A 20,606-nucleotide genomic window follows, 5' to 3' on the forward strand; every position below is an offset into this window, starting at 1 on the left:
GGCTGAACGGACTGACGAGCTGACAGGCGGACGAGCTGAGGAGCTGCGGGCTCAGGCGTGGCCGGTGCGACGCGCGGTGCGCCCCGCTATCTGCACGCGGTCGATCGCACCGGTGCACGGGTCGCGGTGGAACCGCCCCCCGGCCTCCCGACGGCCGGACCCCGGGTCGACCAGGTCGAACGACAGGTCGGGGTAGCAACGCAGCGGTATCGGCACGTCGCCGTCCACCGACAGCACCGGCGAGCCACCGGGCCCCGGCGCGACGCGGTACCGGGTGCCGCCGTTGGCGTAGGCGCCCGCGCACTCGGGCAGCGCCACCGGCTCGCCCGCTGCGACGGGCTCGACCACGGTGGGCACCCGCACGCCCGCGATTCGCTCCAGGTCCTCGGCGAGGTCCCGCCAGAGCGCCGTCGCCGCACCGGCGTTGCCCGTGAAGGCGACCACCGTGCCGGTGTCCGGTTCGACCCGCAGGTGGCACGAGGTGCCCTGGGCGTTGCCGTCGTGGCCGCACCACAGCTTCTCGCCCTGCCGGAACAGGGCCAGTCCCAGCCCCCAGCCGTCGGCGAGCGCCCCCGGGTCGGCGGCGAGTTCCGCGTGGCGCAACTCCTTGGCGACCACCGGCGGCAGCGCCGCGGTCCGGCCGACCAGGGCGCCGCCGAGCGCGGCGAGGTCTTCGGCGCTCGCCAGCAGGGCGCCGGCCGGCGCCTCCAGCGGAGCCAGGTTCTGCCGGACGGGGCGGACCTGGCCCGTCGCGGTGTTGAGGGCGTGACCGGCAGCGACGGGGCGGGCGGGGGCGGACGGACCCAGGAACGCGGGCACGGTGCCCAGGGGTTCGAGGAGCAGGGCGTCCATCGCCTCGTTCCACGGCATGCCGGTCACCGTCTCCACCAGCCGCCCGGCGGCGACGTACCCGGCGTTGGAGTAGGAGAAGTCGGTCCCGGGCGCGAACAGCGCGCCCTGGGCGGTGCACACCGACGACAGGTAGTGCGCCGCGGTGGTCCGCGCCGCCGCGTCGGAGTCGGGACCGGTGGGCAGACCGCCGGTGTGGCTGAGCAAGTGACGGACCGTCACTTGCGGCAGCTCGCGGAGTTCGGGGAGGTACTCGGCGACCGGGTCGTCCGGGTCGAGGTCGCCGTCCTCGGCGAGGAGCAGCACGAGCGCGGCCGTGTAGGGCTTGGTGAGAGACCCCAGCGGGACGGCGGTGTCCTCGGCGAAGGGGGCGCCGGTGCCGGCGTCGGCCGTACCGGTGTGCACGGAGACGACCTCCGAGCCGTTGTCCAGCACCAGTTGGGCACCGGGCACCCGGTGCAGGCGGGCGAGGGTGTCGAGTCGGTGCTGCAGCTCCCGTCGCTCGGGGAACGGCGCGCGTCTGCGGGTCGGGGCAGTGTTGTACACCATGAGAAGGGACTCCCGTTGATGGCTCTCATGTGCAGGTCCGAACAGTCGGCCGCGGGTGAGCGCGGGCCGACCGGGGTACGGGCGAGGGTGCGGGCGGGTCCGGCCTACGGCCTGACGACCTCGACGGGCAGGTGCCGCACGCCGAGGATCACGGCCGGGTTCTGGTACACGATGTCCTCGCAGGAGGGGACCGCCACGGAGCGGAATCGTTCCTGCAGCAGGCGCAGAGCGATCACCGCCTCCAACCGGGCCAGCGGCGCACCGAAACAGAAGTGGATGCCGTGGCCGAAGGTCAGGTGAGGATTGGGGTGGCGGGTCACATCGAAGACGTCGGGGACGTGGAAGCGGGCCGGGTCGCGGTTGGCGGCACCCAGATGGGCGATCAGCATGGACCCGGCCGGAAGTTCGTGACCGCCGAGCACCACGGGCCGGGCCACGCGGCGACCCAACTCGGCGAACGGGGGCAGCCAGCGCAGCACCTCCTCGATGGCCGACTGGAGCAGTCCGGGGTCGGCGCGCAGCGCGGCGTCCGTGCCGGGGTGCCGGTCGAAGGTCAGCACGGCGTTGCCCAGCAGCGCGGTCGTGGTGACATGCCCGGCGACCAGCAGCAGGGCGACGAACCCGACCATCTGCTGGTCCTCCAGGCGGACGCCGTCCACCTCGGCGGCGATCAGCCTGCTGGTGAGGTCGTCCCCCGGGTGCGCACGGCGGGCACGGATGTGCTCCAGCATGTACCCGTTCATCTCACGGACGGTGGGGGCGATGGCCTCCAACGCCCGTGACAGGTCCGCCATGTCGGGTGCTTCGCCGAGCTGGTCTCCGCTGAACAGGACGCTCGCCCAGTCCTGGAAGAGCCGGTGCTCGTCGGCCGGCACACCGAGCAGTTCCGCGATGACGATGATGGGCAGCGGATACGCCAACGCGTCGACCAGGTCGAACCGGTCCTGGTCCGCGACGGCGTCCAGCAGTCGCGCGCACAGCGCCTCGATCCGCGGCGCCAGCCCCTGGACGACCCGCGGGGTGAACGCCTGGCTCACCAGCGCGCGCAGTCTTCGGTGGTGCGGCGGGTCCATGCCGACGAAGTTGCCCTGCCGGAAGACCTCGAAGTCCTCCTGAGTGGGGGCGAGGGAGGAGAGATCCGAGGAGTAGGTCAGCGGATCGGCGAGCACAGCGGCCACCGTCGCGTAGTCCAGGACCTGCCACAGGCCCTGACTCTCCTCGTACCGAACCGCTCCGGCCTCGCGATCGTCCGACCAGCGGTTGGATATCTCCTCCAACAGTAATTCCGGGCTGCCTAACTGACGAGCGGTCACCAGTTCTCCTTGGGTCGGGACTCGCGAGCATCACGGGGTCTGGAACGGGATACGCCGGGTCGGGCCCAGCGGACATGCGCCATCGGGCCGCACCGCGGCGCCCGGCGGGGCACAGCTCTCCCCGGGCACGCCGCTGGGAACGGCCCGGACGGCGGGATCTGGCTGACCCCCTACCGGGGCCCCGGCCTCCGGGCGTAGCGGGGCGACCGAGACGCCCGTCGCAGCCCGGCGCGCCTCAGCGGTCGGCTGTCATCGCGCGCCCCGACCCGCACGGCGAACCAGCCTGACATCGCATTCCCCTCACCCTTCTCCTCTGTGCAACGGCTGCACAGCACCAGCACGCCCTGAGCCGATCGGCCCCCCACGGCGAACCCGCCATAGTCTTCACGGTGAGTCACACCATGGCAACCCCCCGAGGTCGAACCGGAAGGAATTCTCAGGTGCGTCTCGGGCAGGACACCGATCCGCCGTTCGTCACCCCCGTCTGCCCCGTCAGCGCGCCCTCAACCAGGTCTGCACCGTCTTCGGCTCTGCCTCCCGCGCGGACGGCTCGACCGGCGGTGCGGGTAGTCGGTCTGGCGCGAGCACCGCGACGCGGCCAACGCCACCATGGTCGACAGCGACGACGTCCTGCTGCTGCGCGGTCCGGGGTTCGCACCTGAGCCGTCCACCCGCGAGGTGGTCGCGACGCTCTGCCGGCCGTCGGACGCGGCGGCCTTCGACGCGTACGCCGCCCGGCACCTGGACCCGCGCCATGCGCTGCACCGCACCGAGCACGCCGAGAACGACTTCCCCCTCCTGCCTGTCCGCACCGGGGTGGACGTGCGGGTCTGGTTCGGCCCGGCCGAGCCACCACCTTGGCCGATCCGGCGGCTGCGGCTGGAGCCCGTGACGAGTTGACCTCGTGCTGCCACGAGGCGGGGAGCCGCCCGGCCAGGACTACCGCGGTGACCTGAGCACCGGCCGCAGGGTCGGGGTCACGCCCATCGGCTGTGCCGGAGCGGCAGCCGCCCGCACCGGCCAAACGGCGTCGGGGGCCGGCACCACCGTCAGGCAGCGGCCGCCCCGTCGTGCAGTGCCGCTCGGTCACTTCGGTCGCCGCGCCGGGCGGCCTGTCGGGTGGACCGGCCCGGGAGGGGCCTGCCCGACCGATCACCCGACTCCAGCGCATGCGAGTGCCCCGCCGACCAACAGGGCGACGGGGCACCGTGAGCGGCGGGCGCCGGTCAGGCGTGTCGGCGGCCCCACAGGGGTGTGACGACCATGATGAGGACGGCGGCGGCCGCGATCTGGAAGATGTGACGGATCCAGTCGATGCCGCCGGTGTCCGCGACACCGAAGGCGCCGGCGAGCGCGTTGCCGATGAGACCGCCCACCACACCCAGGATGACGGTGAGCCACAGGGGAATCGGCTGGCGGCCGGGGATGACCAGCTTGGCCAGTACGCCGATGATGAGACCCGCGACAACGGCCCAGATGAACGACATGATCTTCTCCTTGTGCGCGTACGGCATGACCGTCCGGTGATGCGCCCCGCCTTCCCCGTCAGGGCCGCCGCATACCCGTTCCTGACGGGTCTCCCACCCCGTCCACCCGGCCCGGGCGGCCGAGGTGTCCCGCCGCGCGGGGTCGCCGGCCGACCCGCCAGCGGTCGGCACCGGCCTTCCCTTCCTCCATCGCGGCCCTCTCTGCCCGGTCCGTGACGGACGCGGGGCCCCGTCCAGGCGGTGTGGACCGGGCAGGAGGCTCGTTTCTCGCGGGGATGCGCCGGCAGCGGCGGGGAAGGAGGCTCCCGGTGCGGCGCGTCCCGGCCTGCCCCCCCGTTCGGGACGGTTGCCGGGTAGCGCATACTCACCTGGCCACGGCGACTGCCGCGGTGTGCTGAGCGTCGAAGGGTGATGGGGGAATGAAGGAGGGTCCGGCCGATCTGGCCGTTCCGGAAGTGGTGGAGAGCGCTGCTCCGCGGGCGCAGCCGACCGGAGGCGTCGGGCGGTGGCTGCTGCGCCACCGGGTGCAGCCGGTGGGTCCGGCGGCCGTCGAGGGGCACACCGAGCCGCAGGCGTGGTGGAAGGTGATGTGCCTGACCGGGGTGGACTACTTCTCCAGCCTCGCCTACGTGCCGGCCATCGCCGCGCTGGCCGCTGGAGCGGTCTCGCCGCTGGCGACGTTGCTGATCGTGCTGCTGACGCTGGTGGGGATGCTACCGATGTACCGGCGGGTCGCGCGGGAGAGCCCCAACGGAGCGGGGTCGGTGGCGATGCTGGAGGACCTGCTGCCGTTCTGGCGGGGCAAACTGTTCGTTCTGGTGCTGCTCGGTTTCGTCGCCACGTCGTGGATCATCACCATCACGCTGTCGTCGGCGGATGCCTCCGTGCACCTGGTGGAGAACCCCTACCTGTCCGGTGCCCTGCACGGCCACGAGGTCGCCCTCACCATCGGGTTGCTGCTCCTGCTGGGCGGGGTCTTCCTGCTCGGGTTCAGTGAGGCGGTCACCGTCGCCATCCCCCTCGTCGCGGTCTTCCTCGTCCTCAACGCGGTGACCGTCACCGTCGGCCTGGTGGACGTGTTCACCACGCCGGGGGCCTGGTCGGCGTGGACGGACGCGCTGGCCGAAGGCGGCGGCGGTTTCAGCGGCCTGGCCGAACCGGCGCTGCTGGCGTTCCCGCTGCTGGTGCTGGGCCTGTCCGGTTTCGAGACGGGCGTGAGCATGATGCCCCTGGTGGCCGCCGAGGGCGCGAACGCGGCCGAGCGGCTTGAAGCGCGCATCCACAACGCCCGCAAGTTGCTGACCACCGCCGCGGTCGTCATGAGCGTCTACCTGCTGGCCGCGAGTTTCGTCACCACGGTCCTCATCCCCCACAAGGAGTTCGAGGCCGGCGGCGCGGCCGGCGGACGCGCGCTGGCGTGGCTGGCCCACGAGAAGGTCGGCGAGGCGTTCGGCACCGTCTACGACGTCAGCACCATCCTGATCCTGTGGTTCGCCGGTGCCTCCGCCATGGCGGGCCTGGTCAACATCGTCCCCCGTTACCTGCCCGACTACGGGATGGCTCCCGAGTGGGGACGCGCGGTACGCCCGGTCGTCCTCGTCTACACGGCGCTGTGCATCCTCATCACGATCGCCTTCGACGCGGACGTCAACGCGCAGGCCGGCGCCTACGCCACCGGCATCCTCGCCATGATGGTCTCCGGCGCGTTCGCCGTCACCGTCTCCGCCCTGCGCCGGCGCCGCCGTGCCGCCACCGCGGGCTTCGCCCTCCTCACCGCGGTGCTGTTCTACGCCCTGGTGTCCAACATCGTCGACAAGCCCGACGGCATCGCCATCTCCGGCCTGTTCATCCTCGGCATCATCACCGTGTCGCTGATCTCGCGCGTCTCGCGCACCACCGAGCTGCGCGCGGACCGCATCGTCCTCGACCCGGCGGCCCGCCGGTTCGTCACCGACACCCTCGCCCACGACCAGGCCATCAACATCATCGCCAACCGCCGCCAGGCCGGCGACCGCGCGGAGTACGAGGACAAGGAACGCGAGCAGCGCGGCATCAACCCGGTGCCCGGCCCCGCCGACGTGCTGTTCCTGGAGATCGACGTCGTCGACCCCTCCGACTTCAGCGAAACCCTCACCGTCCACGGCGTCGAGGTCGACGGCTACCGCGTCCTGCGCACCGAAGCCCCCGCCGCGCCCAACGCCATCGCCGCGATCCTGCTCGCTCTGCGCGATTCCACCGGCGTCCAACCGCACTGTTACTTCGCCTGGGCCGAAGGCAGCCCCCTCAAGCACATGTTCCGCTACTTCCTCCTCGGCCGCGGCGACACGGCCCCCGTCACCCGGGAGATCATCCGCAAGCACGAGCCCGACCCCGCGCGGCGACCCGGCATCCACGTCGGCGGCTGACCCCGAAGCCCGGTCACCCGCCCCGAGCCGACACCTCCCAGGCGCTCCCCGGCTGCTCCGGCGGCGGCGGCCACCGGCCCAGCCGGAGTGCCGAGTCCGCACGGGTTCTCCATTCGCCCGGACAAGCCCTCACCGTCACACCCGCGCAGGGCCGCCACCGAATCGGTGGCGGCCCTGCGTTGTCCGCTCTACCGACGGAGAGGGGTGTTCCCGACGTGTCGTATTCCGCGCAAGCGCGGGCGCAGACACCAGCAGGTGCGCTCCGCCTCGACCGCTGCCGTGGGGCTGCTCCCAGGGCACCACCGGTCAGGCGTCCCGGAGCGGTGGTTCGCTTGCCCGCAGGCTCACGCAGCACCTCTAAGCGCGGGCACACCGCCTGGACAACCCGCCGGACCGTGTGGCCAGATCCGCTCCGGATCGAGGAGAAGGGCCACGGTCAGGGCCGGGTCGGTGTCGTTCCGGGGCGCGGTCGACCCAGTGGGCCGCACGGTCAGCGGCGGCGGCCACCGACGTGGCGGTCGTCGGCCAGTGCGGTCAGTGGGCCGTACTCACAGGAGAGCTCGCTCCACGTCAGGACCTCGCCACAGCGGGCCGGGAACGTCTTCGGGTCGAATTCGGGCATGGTCCAGGTGCCAGCTCCCCGGTCCCTCAGCCACAAGTCCCCGTCGCCGTCGACCACAGTCGGCGGGGCCGGTACGGGCTCGGCCTGATCGGTGGGATCCCAGGTGACCCGGCCGGGGTGGGAGGCGCGGCGCAGCTCGGTGGTGGCCAGCCGTGCGGCCAGGTCGCGGGTGGACTCTTCAGCGTCCTTGACCGACGCGAGCCGGTAGGCGTCGTCGAGGACGGGCAGGGCTGGATTCTGGCTGCGCTTGGAGCTCATACGCTGGCTACCTCCGTAGGGGGCGCCACATCCGTTATGGCACCCCGTGTAGGAGAACGGTATCCGAGGCGGGAGCCGGGCCGGGCACGATCACCGTCCAGGTGGAGGGTGGAGGACACCGGGTCGGTGGGGCCGGTGGTGAGCTGGTCCCGGGCATGGCGCAGCCGCGGTGGGTCGAGGAGAGCGGTGTCGTGACGGCCGAACTCTTCGAGGGCCCTTCGGGATCCGACCAGACACGCGAGTGCCACCTTGGGCGGATGTTCGAACAGCCCGTGAGGTTCGCTGCTGTCCCCGGCCCCCTGCAGGGTTGCCCGGGTGCAGAGCGGGCAGGCGCGTCATGAAGGCGATCATCCGTACGGCGGTCGCCGTTCCCACATGTGAGCGAGGTCACCCCTTGGCACCTTCCGTCGAAACGAACTCCGGCGTCGCAGCCGCCATCACGCTCGTCGAAGGCCAGCTCTCCCGGCTCGAGGAGCAGAAAGCCGCGCTCGAAAGCGAGTTGGGGCGAGTCGCCGCGTACGTCACCTCGCTGCGGGTCGCCCTCGACGGCCTGCTCGCAGCCGACGCGGCCCTGCGGCCCTCCGTCGGCACGACAGCCGAGCCCGCCACTCCCCCACCCGTGTCCGCCGAAGAAGCTCCGGCGGCAGCGGAGCCGGAGCCGGCCGGGGCCGCCGCGGGGCCGCTCCCCGCAGCCGACGAACCGGAACCGAAGAAGGCGATCCGACGCCGGGCGCCCGCCACCAAGGCAGCGCCCGCCAAGCGAACCGCACGCAAGCCCCGCGGGACCACCCCTGCGGCCGCCGAAGCCGGCGCCGGCCCGGCCGAGAGCAAGCCCAAGGCACGGATCGCGAAGAAGACCCCGGCGAAGAAGTCGGCCTCGCCGGCTCCGGCAGCCCCGACGGCGCCGAAGCGATCCCGTGGGATCGCCGACGATGTCCTGAACGCCCTCGCCGCGGCCGGCAAGCCGGTGCGGGCGGGCGAGGTCTCCGCGACCCTCAGCCCCGGCAGCACGGACGACAACGTCCGCACGACCCTGGAACGGCTCGTCAAGGCCGGCCGGGCACAGCGTGCGGGCCGCGGCCTGTTCGAGGCACTACCGACGAGCTGACCCCGCGCACCTGCCGGGTGGCGAACGCCGCCGGGGTAGTGGACCTTCCGGGGCCGGTCGGATTCGTTCCGACCGGCCCCGGGACGCGCCCCGCGCGTGCGGCCGCAGTGGTGCGAAGGTCACCTACTTCCCCGGCCTTCGTACTGCCGCGCGGAGCGAGCGGACGTCTGTGGGAGCGGCCCACCGGCCTCGTCGTGCCGAGTCGCGGCCGGCCCGGTTGTGCGTGCGGGTGCGTGCGCGGGGTCCGTCTGTCCCGGGAGCCGGCCACGGCGCGCCGAACGCCGCGTCTCACGACCGGGATTGGGCGACCTCTCAGCGGGCAAGTGATCTCCACACCACTCTCGTGCACAGACCCGGATACGTGCTCGACCACTTGTGTGAGGAGTCCGATGATGCCCGTCCTCGTCCTTCTGTCAGCGCCTCTGCTTCTCGCCGCGATCTTCGTCATCGCCGGATTGCGGCCCGCGCGCGGCAGGAGCGGTCTGTCGCAAGCGGCCACCGCCCGACGTCGGCTCACCCGGCGCCATACTCAGCATCTCCGCCGTGCAAGCCAGGCGCTGTGAAATGAGTGCCGATCACCCGCCGACGATGCGCCGGGCCGCACCATCCAGCCCCCGTAGGCCCTGCCCAGGTGCCCAGGACCCGGTGACTCCTGGGAGCCGCTGAGCGGCACGGGGCCGTCAGAATGATCACGCCGCCGAGCGCGCGCGGGTCCGTGAGATCGATGGCGACGACGGCAGGCGACGACGGCGGACCGTCCGCCGGAGCGCGGAGTCGGCGGTGACGTGGCGGCGGGGCCTCCTCGGACGATCGCGGAGAGCGGGTCCACCCGCGCCGGTGTCCTGTGCTCCTCGTGAAGGCGGCCGTGAGCGGCGGCACCTCGCGGACCCGGCCCGCTCGCCCGTCCCGCTCCCGGCTACCTGGGGCGACCTGCGCGACGGCCCAGGGCCCCGACACGGCCCGAATGGCCCAATCCGTCCTTCCCGGCCCGCGCACCGGTCACCGCCCCGGCGCGGCGATACCTGCGGAGGATCCGACGGTGAGCGAGGCGGTGCGGTGTGACGAGGCCGCGCGTGCCGCTGTCAGGTGAGAGCGGTGCCGCGCAGCAGGAGCAGGGCGATGTCCAGGGCGGCCAGCCCGAGGCTGGCGAGGAAGGGCAGGCGGCTGCGCGGGTCGCGGGTGGGGAGGGCGACCGTGAGTGCGAGCGTGCCGGTGGCGGCGAGGCAGGCCCGGTCGGTGGTGGTGAGGGGCCCGGGCGGTCCCAGGACGAGGGCGGCCGCCCCGGCCAGCAGCAGGGTCGCGGCCAGGGCGCGGGTGAGGTGCGGGCCGAGGCGGTGGGGCAGACCACGCACCCCGGTGGCCAGGTCGCCGGGGATGTCGGGAAGCGCGTTGGTGAGGTGAGCACCCGTACCGAGCAGGGCGCCGGCCGCCGTCACCCACGCCGGGGGCCACGGGTGGCCGGGCAGCGCGAGGGTGACGAAGGCGGGCAGCAGCGCGAAGGCCCCGGCGTAGGGCAGCCAGGACAGCGCCGTGCGCTTGACGCCCAGGTTGTAGGACCAGGCCGCCGCGACCCCGACGAGGTGGGCGGCGCCCGCCGCCAGTCCGCCCGCCAGCGAGAGCGGGACGCACAGCGCGAGTGCGCCCCCGGCGGCGGCGGCCACGCTCCGCGGGCGAACGACGCCGGCCACCAGCGGCTTGTCGGTGCGGCCGGTGGCGCGATCGCGGTGAAGATCGATCCGGTCGTTGCACCAGCCCACCGACAGCTGCCCGGTCAGGACCGCCGAGGCGACCAGCGCGCTTCCCGCCGTGCCCCGCCCCCAGGCCACGGCGAGAGCGGTGACGACGGCGGTGACTGCCAGCGCGGGCGCGGCGTGGGAGGCGGCCAGCAGCCCCCGTGCCGCTGCGCCCCTCCTGGACTGCGGTTGAACGGTCGGGGTTGTCGCGGGCCGGACTCCGGTGGTGTGCACGTCCTCATGCTAGATCGGGCAAATCGCCGACTGGCGGTCATTTCATGATGAAGTATCAGATCACGTCTAGGGTGAGCCGGTGACCACAATCGCGGCTGTCCACGGCGTGCTCGCGCCGCACCGGTACGAGCAGGGCGAGATCACCGAGGCCCTGACGGCGATGTGCGCGGCGTCCGACGCCCAGCGCGGCGTCCTCCAACGGCTGCACGCCACCGCCGCGGTCGGCACCCGCCACCTGGCTCTGCCGCTGGAGCGCTACCGCGAGTCGGGCGGGTTCGGTCGGGCCAACGACCTGTTCATCGACGTGGGGCTGCGGCTGGCGGAGGAAGCCCTGAGCGGCGCCCTGGCGGCGGCCGGTCTGGCGCCCGAGGAGGTGGACCTGGTGGTCTCCACCTCGGTGACGGGTATCGCCGCGCCCTCGTTGGAGGCCCGGCTGGCCGGGCGGGTGGGCCTGCGGCCGGACGTGAAGCGGGTGCCGATCTTCGGCCTGGGCTGCGTGGGCGGCGCCGCGGGCCTGGCCCGGTTGCACGACTACCTCCAGGGCCATCCCGGGCACGTCGCGGTCCTGCTCTCGGTCGAGCTGTGCTCCCTCACCTTGCAGCGCGCCGACACCTCCGTGCCGAACATGGTGGCCGGTGCCCTGTTCGGTGACGGCGCCGCCGCCCTGGTGGCCGTCGGACGCCACCACCCGCGGTCCGGGGACTTCGCGGGGCCGCGGGTGGCGGCGACCCGCAGCCGCCTGTACCCGGGCACCGAGCGCGCGCTGGGCTGGGACATCGGAGACAGCGGCTTCACCATCGTCCTCGGCGCCGAACTGCCCGAACTGGTGCGCCTGCACGTCGGCGAGGACGTCCGGTCCTTCCTCGCCGAACACGACCTGAAGCCGCCGGACGTCACCGGCTGGGTCGCCCACCCGGGCGGACCCAAGGTCCTGGACGCCTTGCAGGAGAGCCTCGGGCTCGACGCCCGCGCGCTGGAACTGACGCGGCGTTCACTGGCCGAGGTCGGCAACCTCTCCTCCGCCTCCGTCCTGCACATCCTGCGCGACACCCTCGCCCACGACCCGCCACCACCCCCCGGCGGCCCCGGTCTGCTCCTCGCCATGGGACCGGGCTTCTGCTCCGAACTCGTCCTCCTGCGCTGGTAGGCCCGGATGCCCCTGTACACGCTGCTGGTCCTCCTGGTCGCCGTCGAGCGCCTGGCCGAACTCGCCGTCGCGCGCCGCAACGCCGCCTGGAGCCGGGCACGCGGCGGTGTCGAACACGGCTCCGGCCACTACCCCGTCATGGTCCTGCTCCACACCGCACTGCTGGCCGGCTGTCTGGCCGAGGTCCACCTCGCGCACCGTCCCTTCCTGCCGGCCCTGGGCCTGCCCATGCTGATCCTCGTACTCGCCGCCCAGGCGCAGCGCTGGTGGTGCATCCACTCCCTGGGGCCGCGCTGGAACACCCGGGTCATCGTGGTGCCCCACCTGCCGCTGGTCAGCACCGGCCCCTACCGGCTGTTCAGCCACCCGAACTACCTCGCCGTCGTCGCCGAGGGCGCCGCCCTGCCCCTCGTCCACGGCGCCTGGCTCACCGCGACCGCCTTCACCCTGCTCAACCTCCCCCTGCTCGCCACCCGGCTGCGCTGCGAGAACGCCGCCCTGGCCGACTGCGCCACGGCGTCGACGTGATCGACCTCCTCGTCGCCGGCGGCGGCCCCGCCGGCCTCGCCACCGCGATCCACGCCGCCCTGGCCGGGCTCGACACGGTGGTCCTCGAACCACGTCCCGCCCCGATCGACAAGGCGTGCGGCGAGGGACTGATGCCCGGGGCCGTCCGCGCCCTGGCCGCCCTGGACGTGCCGGTGGTCGGCCACCCGATCCGCGGCATCCGCTACCTGGACGACCGCCACCGCGCCGAGGGCAGGTTCCGCCACGAGGCGGGGATGGGCGTGCGGCGCACCGTCCTGCACGCCGCGCTGTCCCGCCGGGCGGCCGAACTCGGCGTGCGGGTGCTGGCGGGGAAGGTCACCTCCGTCCACCAGGACCGCGACAGCATCACCGCCGCCGGACTCACCGCCCGCTACCTGGCCGCCGCGGACGGCCTGCACTCGCCCCTGCGCCGGCAGTTGGGCCTGGAGCGCCCCGACCCGCGACCCGCGCGCTACGGACTGCGACGGCACTTCGCGGTGGCGCCCTGGACCGACTGCGTGGAGGTCCACTGGTCCGCACTCGGCGAGGCCTACGTCACCCCGCTCGGCCCGGACCGGATCGGCGTCGCCGTCCTGACCGGCGAGCGACTGCCGTTCGACGCACTGCTGCCCGCGTTCCCCGCACTCCTTCACCGCCTCACCGCCCACAGTGGCTCGGCCGTACGCGGCGCCGGACCGATGCGCCGGCGGGTACGGGCCAGGGTGGCGGGACGCGTCCTGCTGGTCGGGGACGCCGCCGGCTACATCGACGCGCTCACCGGCGAGGGCATCTCGCTCGCCCTCACCGGCGCGGCCCACCTGGTGCGCTGCGTACGCGCCGGCCGGCCGCTGGACTACGAGCGGGCCTGGCGCCGCGCCACCCGCGACCACCGCCTGCTCACCGGAGCACTGGTACGAGCCCGCGTCAACCCGCTCCTGGCCCCACGGATCGTCCCCCTGGCCACCCGCGCGCCCGCGCTCTTCACCGCCCTGGTCAACCGCCTCACCTGACGGTGATGACGTCCGTGGTGGTGGTGCCGGCGAATCGGTTCCATGAACCTCGTGCCCTGAACGCGCCGCGCACGGGCACCATCCCGGGCCAGGCCGTTTCCTTTCGGATCTCGACACGCTGGACCGGACGGCCACCAACACCCCGCCGGGGTGGTTCTGAGCCGCCGCCCGTCGATCCGCACGGGATTTCCGTCCCCGACAAACCGCCGTTCCCAGGTCAGCGGGCATTTCGCGGGCGCATCCCATGATCCGTCCGGCTAAGCGGAAGTGGGACTCTGGACAGCCCGCACCGGCCCGATTACAGTCAGTGCGGGGCCTGCGTCAGCAGGAAGCTAGATCGGGGGCGGCACATTCATCGTCGGCAGCGGGAAAGCCGTCCCGTTCGGCGATTCACCATGCTGTCCGGGTCGGCGTCGATCGACGTTCCGATTCCGGAATTCGGCGCACCGAAATATCGGTTCTGCCCGGCTCGGCACGCGCCGGTGCCCCTCGGGTCGGTGCCCCTCGGGTCGGTGCCCCTCGAAGCCCCTGTCCGCAACTCGTCCGCAACTCGCCCGGATCAAGGAGACACCCTCATGCCTCTGTCAGCGGCTGACCTCGCGAAGCTCGGCGACACCCCGGTCACGATCCAGTCGGACCACTACCCGAACATCTACCTGCGCCTGGACGGCACCGGCGTGACCGAGTTCGCCGGCAGCGGCGCAGGAAAGGTCAGCTGCCAGTTCGGCACCGGCCCCTGGACGGCATTCCGAGTCCGCCCGCAGAGTGACGGTTCCTTCGCGTTCGAGTCAGTGGCCTTTCCGGGCGTCTTCCTGCGCATGGACGGCTCCGGAGTTCCGGACACCATGGCCGGAGGGGGGACCGTCAACTGTCAGTTCGGTGCTTTCCCGTACGAAATGTACAAGCTCCGCGCGCAAGCCAACGGCTCATTCTCGTTCGAGTCGGCGACGGCATTTCCTAACCATTTCCTGCGCCTGGTGGTCGGCACCGGCGTGACCGCCGCGACCGGCCCCGGCGGCACGGTGAACTGCCAGGTCAACGCCAACGGCGGCGGTGACGAGAAGTTCTACATCGACGTCGCCTGAGCACCTCCGCGGGCCGCTCCCGGCTCGCCCGAGCGATTCCGCGGGCCACACCTGCCGATCGGCGGCGAGTTCGGCCACGGCGACGAGTTCGGCGACGGCCGGCACGGTGTGTGCCGGCATCGTCCGTCGAACCACCGGGAGGGGCACGGTCACCGCCCCGTTCGTACTCCCGCCTGTACTTGCCGGGGCGTCGAGACGGACCCGCACCGTGGACAGCGGCGGCCCGGACCCCCGGGGCCGGGGGTCCGGGCCGGATGCCGGTGCGGTTCTCAGAGGCGGGGGTCCGCCGTGGGGTCGCCGTAGTAGCCGCCGACCTGTGTGTGGTAGCCGGCGTCGTCGCTGTGCTTGTCGGGGTCGAACTCCGGCGCGTTCTTGATCTCGTCCTTGGTGCGGTTGATCCACACCGTCTTCTCGTCGGAGTCCACCCGCACGACGGTGCCCGCGGGCAGCAGGACGTGCTTGCCGAAGATCCACGGGCCGGTGTCGACGACGACGTGCGCCGAGTCGACGTCCTCCGTGTGCTTGTCGATCTTGCCGATGTGGCCGTCCGCGGCCTCCACCCGGAAACCGGTCAGGTCGGTGCCCGGGGTGTAACCGGTCGCCTTCCGGTAGTCCCACATGCCGCTCACAACTGCCTCCTCGGTGTCGGTGTGTGAACCGCCGCCTGCCCGCGCCGAGCACCCCGCACACGTCGTCATCCACGATCCGTCGAGTTCATCTCGCAGGGCCCGCATCCGCTCCCCGCCCGCCGGTCCGGGTCCCGTTCAGCGCGAGGATCCCCTCGGGGCCTTGAAGTGGGTAGCGGTCACCGGGGGCGACGGGACGGGCATCCGCTTCTCCCGGGACGAGAACGACGACGCCGTCGAGGAGGTCCCCGACGGAGCCAGCATCTTCTCGGACTGGCTGCCCACGCTGATGGACTACCTGTACGTGTCGGTGACCACCTCCACGGCCTTCAGCCCCACCCACACCATGCCCGCACGCCTGAGAGACCCCGGCCACCGGCGCGACCCGAACCCTGGCCGGCGGCCAGGTGCAGCCCCGCAGTGAGCAGGGCAGCCAGGGTCGGTGACGGCAGAGCCGATGCCGGGCGGCAGACCGAGCAGACCGGGCACGGTCAGCCCGACCTCGGCGCCCGCGCAGATCCAGCGCCGCCAGTGCACCCGGACCGAGTGCGGGCCGTTCAGGAGTTATCGCTCGGGAGTGGTTCACGTGATCCCGTCCGACCACTTCGATCGGGCGGGATCACGTCGTTCCCGGGTCCGTCAGGAGGTCCCGCTGCCGGAACTGGGCGGAGGTCGGCAGGGAGAGGGAGAACCACACGGCCTTGCCCTCCTGGGTGGGCAGTGTGCCCCAGGCGGCGGCGAGTTGGTCGAGCAGGGCCAGTCCGCGGCCCGACTCCTCGTCGGGAGCCGCGGTCCTGGCGTGCGGCAGTACGGGACTGCCGTCGCAGACCTCGACGTGAAGTTCGTCCCTGGTACGGCGCAGTCGCAGTCGCAGCGGGTCGCAGGCGTGGCGTACCGAGTTGGTCAGCAGTTCGGATGCAAGCAGGCAGGCGGTGTCGGTGAGCTCGTCGCAGGCCCAGTCCTGGAGGGTCCTGCGCACGAAGCGGCGCCCGTCGCCCACGCTGACGGGCTGGGCGGGCAGGAGTGCGGAGACGGCAGTCACGGGGGCCGGCGGGATGCGGGCGAGCAGGAGAGTCACGTCGTCCGCGTAGTCCTGAGGCACGGGCAACAGAGCGGCGAGGATGGAGTCGGCGGCCGTCTCCAGACAGGGAGTCTCGGTGGCCTTCTCCAACGCGATGGCGAGGGCGTCGATCTGTTCTTCGATGTCACTGGTGGGGGTCTCCACCAGGCCGTCGGTGTAGAGAGCCAGGACCGAGGACGGGGGAACGGTGAGCCGGCTCTCGTGATGGGGCACCTCGCCCACGCCCAGTGGCACGCTGACGGGCACCTGGAGTCTGCTTACCTGGCCTGCTGGGTCCGCCAGCAGAACCGGCAGGTGTCCGGCGGAGCATACGGTCAGGGCGCTGTCGTCGGGATCCAGGATGAGATAGCAGCAGGTGACGAGCTGGTCGGGGAGTTCGCTGACGACCGCGTCCAGGGCCCGCATCAACTGCGACGGCGGCATGCCGGTCTTGGCAAGGGCGTGCGAGGCCGAACGCAGCTGCCCCATCACGGCGGCTGCCTCCAGTCCACGGCCCATGACGTCGCCCATCAGTACGCCCACCCGGCCGCCACCCAGGGCGATCAGGTCGAACCAGTCCCCGCCCACTCCCGGTCCCTGCCGGGCGGGGAAGTAGCGGCTGGAGGTGTCCATTCCGGGCAGCGGCGCGGGCGAGCCCATCAGGCTGCGCTGCAGGGTGAGGGCGACGTGGCGTTGCTGATCGTAGAGTTCGGCGAGCTGGGCCTCGGCGGCCTTGCGCTCGCTGACGTCACGGATGGCGGCGGACACGAGGGTGCCGTCCGGGGTCTCCAGGGGGCTGAGGCTGATCTCGACCGGGAACTCGACCCCGTCCTTGCGCAGTCCGTACAGGTCCAGGCCGGCGCCCATGGGGCGTACGCGGCGGTTGTCGACGTAGCCGCTGCGGTGGGAGGGGTGGTGATGGTGGAAGCGCTGCGGAACGAGGACTTCGACCCGGTGCCCGAGCAGTTCTTCGCGTTGGTAGCCGAACAGGGCTTCGGTCTGGGCGTTGACGAGCTGGATGGTCCCGCAGTCGTCCACGATGACGATGGCGTCCGGGGCGGCTTCCAGCAGGGCCCGGAAGCGGGCCTCGGCGGCCTTGCGTTCGGAGACATCGCGCACTGCGGCGGAGATCAGGAGTCCGTCGGGCGTCTGCAGGGGACTGAGACTGATCTCGACGGGGAACTCGGCCCCGTCGCGGCGCAGTCCGTACAGTTCCAGATTGGCGCCCATCGGACGGACCTGCTGGTTGGCGGAGTAGCCCACTCGGTGGCCGGGGTGCTGCTCTCGGAACCGCTGTGGCACCAGGACCTCCACGGGGCGGCCGAGGAGTTCATCCCGCGGGTAGCCGAACAGCGTTTCCGTCTGGGCGTTGACCAGGCGGATCACACCGTCGTCGTCCACGATCACCATCGCGTCGGGCGCAGCCTCCAGCAGCGCGCGAAACGGTTCCTCGGTCACGGAATTCACGCCCGGATGCGTCCTGTGCTCAGCCTGTTCCATGGGATATGTCAACATTATCGGAGCCCGGCGGGGGCGACTTGTCGTGAAGCGCTCGTTTATGACGGCTCTTGGCCGGATTGATGTCATGTCGCCTCGGACGGATCACCGTACTCGTGCCGACCTGCTCGCCGAGGGCCTCGGTCAGGCCCTGTTCGAGGCGGCGGACCTGGGCTGCGAGGCGGGGCGGTTGGGTTCTTCGGCGGCTGGGCGTGGACCTGGCCGGACAGGTGGCGGTAGAGGTAGTGGGACGGGTGCCGATACGCGGACGGCGTGTCCGGGGTCAGTCCGGCCGATACCCGGCGGTAGTAGGCCTGGCGGGGTGCCACGGGCTTGGGTAGCCGAGCACGATCTCCTTGGCGCGGCCCACCGCCACCGGCGCCCGCCGGGCACAGAGCGGCCTGCGGGCCGACGGCCCTGTGACGCCGGGCGCGGTCATCGTTCACACGGCATGACGATTCCCCGGATTCTCGCGACCCTCGAAGCCGGAGGCCGACCGGCGGTACGGGCCTGTGCGGGCGTCCCCGGTCGCGAAGAGGACGGACCCGGACGGCAATGGCCTCCGTCCTGGGGTCCGGGGCGGAGGTGGGCCCTATCGGCGATACCTCTCCAGGTCGTCGACGGTCAGGCCGTGGGTGCTGTGGAGGGCGATCGAGCTGTAGGAGGTGCGGGCGGCCTGCACCCGGGCCTTCCTCTCCTGCTCGGCCAGCAGCCCTTCGACGGTCTCGGTCCGGCTGCCGGGCCGCCGGTGCAGGTAGGCCGCGAGGCCGGTGACGATCACGGCGAGGCACGCGAACAGGGCGATCAGAGTGGCCATGGCTGCCCCCTCGGGTCGGGGTCCGACATTCGGTACGTACCCGCACCGTCGGAAGGCCGAACCTCCTCACCGACCTCGGCATTCACGGTGGTCGTCCTGTTTGCGTAGCCGGCTGCCGGCCGTTTGCGCGCTGTGCCGCAGCTATGCGCCATGCGGACGGGGGCGGGCTGACGGCCAAGGGCCCCGGGCAGCGGCCGACCGCGCGCGGCCGGGACGAGGACCAGGAGTGGACCGGCGCGCGGCTGGCGACGCTGATCGGCCGCCCGTTCCACGTGTGCCACAGCGTCTCGGGAGCCACCCGCCTGATACATGGAATCGGCTTCACCCCACGGGTCCCCGCCGCGGCCGGCGCGGAACGCGACGAGCAGGCGGTGGCCGCGTGGACGGAGGTGCCCGGGCGGAGGCAGAGCGCCCGGGCGGCCTGCGACGGCTGGTTCTGCTCCGAGGACGAGACCGGGCTCACCAGCCGGTCGCCCGGGGCTCCGGACGTCCCGGTCACTGGACTGGTCGCCATGCGGCCGGGCTCGCGACCCGGCTGTGTCACCGGCCGCGGCCCGACACCGCAGCTGGAGCTGGAGCTGAGTGTGCAGCTCTCCGAACGGATTACGCCCCCAGCCGCCACACCCCCACTCCTCGCGGTGATCGCTGAGCGGCCGCCGCAACCGGCCTTCCGCTACGGGCCCTGATACGGCCGGCCCCAGGGTCCGCGCCGACGTCCTGCTCTCGCGGTGAGGGCAAGAGATGCACCGGTTCCGCTGCCCGACGGGCAGCGGAACCGGCCGTGAAGGGTCAGGCGAACGGGAGCAGCACCACCGGCGCTCCTGTGGGCTGCGCCGAGCCGCCGGCCGGCTCGACGGTCACCCCGATGCCGGTCGCGCCGTTCACGGGCCCGGTCAACAGCGTTGCCCCACTGGCGGACTGCATCAGGCCGGCGGGGCGCATCGTGCCGCCGTCGTTGAACCACAACTCGTAGGTGGTGCCGGTCTTGAGCTCGGGCAACCCGGAGACGAGCAGCCCGGCGGTGTCCTGGTTCCTGGACCACACCACGGTCGCCACGCCGCTGCCGCCGGTGACCGGGCCGCTGGCGGTGCGGGCGTCCGGTGCCGTGAGCAGGCCGCCGATCCGGTCCTGCTGCTGCTGGAGCGCCGCCGCCCGGGCCCGGGCCTGGTCGGCCTGATGGTACTGCTGCACCGCGATTCCGCCCGCACCGAGCGCCGCCGCCAGGCACGCCGCCAGCGCGAGCCGGTAGACGGCCCGGCGTCGCTGTCCGCCGCGCCTGCCCACGGGCTGCTGCCTCGATCGCGGAGGTTCCTGACGGGTCGTGTCCAGGGACGCCATGACCCGCTGCTTGAAGTCGCGCGGCACCGACATGGCCTGGGCAGAGCCCAGACGCGCGAGCGTGGCCGAGAACTCGGCGACCTCCAGAGCGCACGCCGGGCAATGGGCCAGGTGGCGTTCGAACTCCTCGCGCTCGTCGAGGTCGAGGGCGTGCGCGGCGTACGCGCCGGTGAGGGTGTGCAGGTCTGCGGTACTCATACGGTCACCCCCAGGCAGTCGCGGAGCCGGATCAGGCCGTCGCGCATCCGTGTCTTGATGGTTCCCAGCGGAGCCCCGAGCAATTCCGCCACCTGCGGATAGGTGAAACCGCTGAAGTAGGCCAGGGTCAGCGCCTCGCGCTGCAGCTCGGTGAGGCCCTTGAGGCAGCGCCGGACCTGCTCCCGCTCCAGCCGGCCCTCGACCTGCTCGGCGACCTCGTCGAAGGGCGGGGTGTGCGAGGCGGCGGCGATCCGGTGCTCACGGTCGGCGGTCGCCTGCGCGGCGCGCACCCGGTCCACCGCGCGCCGGTGCGCGATGGTCAGGACCCATGCCATCACCTCGCCCCGATCGGGCCGGTACTGGGCGGCCTTGCGCCACACCTCCAGCAGCACCTCCTGCGCGACCTCCTCCGACTGCGCCGGATCGCGCACCACCCGGCGCACCAGCCCGAGCACTGGCCCGGCCACGGCGTCGTAGAGGCTGCTGAAGGCATCCTGATCGCCCAGGGCGACCTTCCCGACGAGTTCCTTCAGGTCTGGACCCGGTCGGCCGGGACCGGACAGGCGCAGCACCGCGCTCACTGCGGGACCTGCACGAACAAGGGCCCGGCCGAAAGGGCCGAAAGGGCCGAAGGCGGGACGAAGGGGATCAAGGGAACCTCCATGACCCGGCGGGAGCGGTCCCGCCAGAGCCGACGAACGAGAAGTGACACCGGTTCTTCGATGCCGCGGCCTCCGCGGAT

18 protein-coding genes and 1 pseudogene are annotated in these 20,606 nt (G+C 72.5%); 9 read left to right on the forward strand and 10 right to left on the reverse strand.

What is annotated here, in order from left to right; genetic code table 11:
* Positions 1 to 51 precede the first annotated feature (51 nt).
* Entirely contained in the window at positions 52 to 1,398 is a 1,347-nt protein-coding gene (locus tag ACZ34W_RS24285; protein WP_465607001.1) for a serine hydrolase domain-containing protein, read from the reverse strand.
* A gap of 104 nt (positions 1,399 to 1,502) precedes the next feature.
* Complete coding sequence (locus ACZ34W_RS24290; protein WP_465607003.1) at positions 1,503 to 2,711, reverse strand: cytochrome P450; 1,209 nt, start codon at positions 2,709 to 2,711, stop codon at positions 1,503 to 1,505.
* 609 nt (positions 2,712 to 3,320) lie between these two features.
* Between ACZ34W_RS24290 and ACZ34W_RS24295 the strand changes: the two genes are divergently transcribed.
* Positions 3,321 to 3,611 (forward strand): hypothetical protein, encoded by a 291-nt coding sequence (locus ACZ34W_RS24295; RefSeq protein ID WP_465607005.1) that lies wholly within the window; start codon positions 3,321 to 3,323, stop codon positions 3,609 to 3,611.
* A gap of 326 nt (positions 3,612 to 3,937) precedes the next feature.
* On the opposite strand, the gene ACZ34W_RS24300 is transcribed toward ACZ34W_RS24295, so the two are convergent.
* A complete protein-coding gene (locus tag ACZ34W_RS24300; protein WP_329491812.1) occupies positions 3,938 to 4,198 on the reverse strand; it encodes a GlsB/YeaQ/YmgE family stress response membrane protein in 261 nt (86 codons plus the stop codon).
* A 419-nt stretch (positions 4,199 to 4,617) separates the two neighbouring features.
* On the opposite strand from ACZ34W_RS24300, the gene ACZ34W_RS24305 reads away from it, so the two are divergent.
* Positions 4,618 to 6,603, forward strand: a complete 1,986-nt coding sequence (locus tag ACZ34W_RS24305) for an APC family permease (RefSeq protein WP_465607007.1) — start codon at positions 4,618 to 4,620, stop codon at positions 6,601 to 6,603.
* 490 nt (positions 6,604 to 7,093) lie between these two features.
* On the opposite strand, the gene ACZ34W_RS24310 is transcribed toward ACZ34W_RS24305, so the two are convergent.
* Positions 7,094 to 7,483 carry a hypothetical protein gene (locus ACZ34W_RS24310; RefSeq protein WP_465607009.1) on the reverse strand — a complete coding sequence of 130 codons (390 nt, stop codon included), beginning with the start codon at positions 7,481 to 7,483 and terminating at the stop codon, positions 7,094 to 7,096.
* Positions 7,484 to 7,820: 337 nt separating this feature from the next.
* Here ACZ34W_RS24310 and ACZ34W_RS24315 point away from each other — a divergent pair, with 337 nt between their 5' ends.
* Positions 7,821 to 8,591 carry a hypothetical protein gene (locus ACZ34W_RS24315; RefSeq protein ID WP_465607011.1) on the forward strand — a complete coding sequence of 257 codons (771 nt, stop codon included), beginning with the start codon at positions 7,821 to 7,823 and terminating at the stop codon, positions 8,589 to 8,591.
* Positions 8,592 to 9,673: 1,082 nt separating this feature from the next.
* Here ACZ34W_RS24315 and ACZ34W_RS24320 read toward each other — a convergent pair.
* Positions 9,674 to 10,558 carry a UbiA family prenyltransferase gene (locus ACZ34W_RS24320; protein WP_465607013.1) on the reverse strand — a complete coding sequence of 295 codons (885 nt, stop codon included), beginning with the start codon at positions 10,556 to 10,558 and terminating at the stop codon, positions 9,674 to 9,676.
* Positions 10,559 to 10,637: 79 nt separating this feature from the next.
* Between ACZ34W_RS24320 and ACZ34W_RS24325 the strand changes: the two genes are divergently transcribed.
* The 4 genes from ACZ34W_RS24325 (at position 10,638) to ACZ34W_RS24340 (ending at position 14,328) form a co-directional block, all read left to right on the forward strand.
* The gene (locus ACZ34W_RS24325; protein WP_465607015.1) at positions 10,638 to 11,705 is read left to right on the forward strand and encodes a type III polyketide synthase; all 1,068 of its coding nucleotides are present in this window, start codon (positions 10,638 to 10,640) and stop codon (positions 11,703 to 11,705) included.
* A gap of 6 nt (positions 11,706 to 11,711) precedes the next feature.
* A complete protein-coding gene (locus ACZ34W_RS24330; protein WP_465607017.1) occupies positions 11,712 to 12,233 on the forward strand; it encodes an isoprenylcysteine carboxyl methyltransferase family protein in 522 nt (173 codons plus the stop codon).
* Positions 12,230 to 13,243, forward strand: a complete 1,014-nt coding sequence (locus ACZ34W_RS24335) for an NAD(P)/FAD-dependent oxidoreductase (RefSeq protein ID WP_465607019.1) — start codon at positions 12,230 to 12,232, stop codon at positions 13,241 to 13,243. Before ACZ34W_RS24330 ends, ACZ34W_RS24335 begins: the two co-directional genes overlap by 4 nt.
* A 575-nt stretch (positions 13,244 to 13,818) precedes the next feature.
* Entirely contained in the window at positions 13,819 to 14,328 is a 510-nt protein-coding gene (locus ACZ34W_RS24340; RefSeq protein WP_465607021.1) for a fibroblast growth factor, read from the forward strand.
* Positions 14,329 to 14,597: 269 nt separating this feature from the next.
* Here the strand turns inward: ACZ34W_RS24340 and ACZ34W_RS24345 are convergent, their stop codons facing one another.
* On the reverse strand, positions 14,598 to 14,948 hold the full coding sequence (locus ACZ34W_RS24345; RefSeq protein WP_465607119.1) for a PRC-barrel domain containing protein: 351 nt from the start codon (positions 14,946 to 14,948) through the stop codon (positions 14,598 to 14,600).
* 169 nt (positions 14,949 to 15,117) lie between these two features.
* Between ACZ34W_RS24345 and ACZ34W_RS24350 the strand changes: the two genes are divergently transcribed.
* Positions 15,118 to 15,378: a hypothetical protein gene (locus ACZ34W_RS24350; RefSeq protein ID WP_465607023.1), complete on the forward strand. Its 261-nt coding sequence runs from the start codon at positions 15,118 to 15,120 to the stop codon at positions 15,376 to 15,378.
* 195 nt (positions 15,379 to 15,573) lie between these two features.
* Here the strand turns inward: ACZ34W_RS24350 and ACZ34W_RS24355 are convergent, their stop codons facing one another.
* On the reverse strand, positions 15,574 to 17,514 hold the full coding sequence (locus ACZ34W_RS24355) for a PAS domain S-box protein (protein WP_465607025.1): 1,941 nt from the start codon (positions 17,512 to 17,514) through the stop codon (positions 15,574 to 15,576).
* A 589-nt stretch (positions 17,515 to 18,103) separates the two neighbouring features.
* On the reverse strand, positions 18,104 to 18,328 hold the full coding sequence (locus ACZ34W_RS24360; RefSeq protein WP_465607027.1) for a hypothetical protein: 225 nt from the start codon (positions 18,326 to 18,328) through the stop codon (positions 18,104 to 18,106).
* Positions 18,329 to 18,516: 188 nt separating this feature from the next.
* On the opposite strand from ACZ34W_RS24360, the pseudogene ACZ34W_RS24365 reads away from it, so the two are divergent.
* Positions 18,517 to 18,893: pseudogene (locus ACZ34W_RS24365) on the forward strand (helix-turn-helix domain-containing protein); the annotation flags it as partial.
* Positions 18,894 to 19,117: 224 nt separating this feature from the next.
* Here the strand turns inward: ACZ34W_RS24365 and ACZ34W_RS24370 are convergent.
* Positions 19,118 to 19,864, reverse strand: a complete 747-nt coding sequence (locus ACZ34W_RS24370; RefSeq protein WP_465607029.1) for an anti-sigma factor — start codon at positions 19,862 to 19,864, stop codon at positions 19,118 to 19,120.
* Positions 19,861 to 20,445, reverse strand: a complete 585-nt coding sequence (locus ACZ34W_RS24375; RefSeq protein ID WP_329491802.1) for a sigma-70 family RNA polymerase sigma factor — start codon at positions 20,443 to 20,445, stop codon at positions 19,861 to 19,863. Before ACZ34W_RS24375 ends, ACZ34W_RS24370 begins: the two co-directional genes overlap by 4 nt.
* Between the last annotated feature and the right edge of the window lie 161 nt (positions 20,446 to 20,606).

The organism is Kitasatospora sp. NPDC022856 (assembly GCF_055561235.1).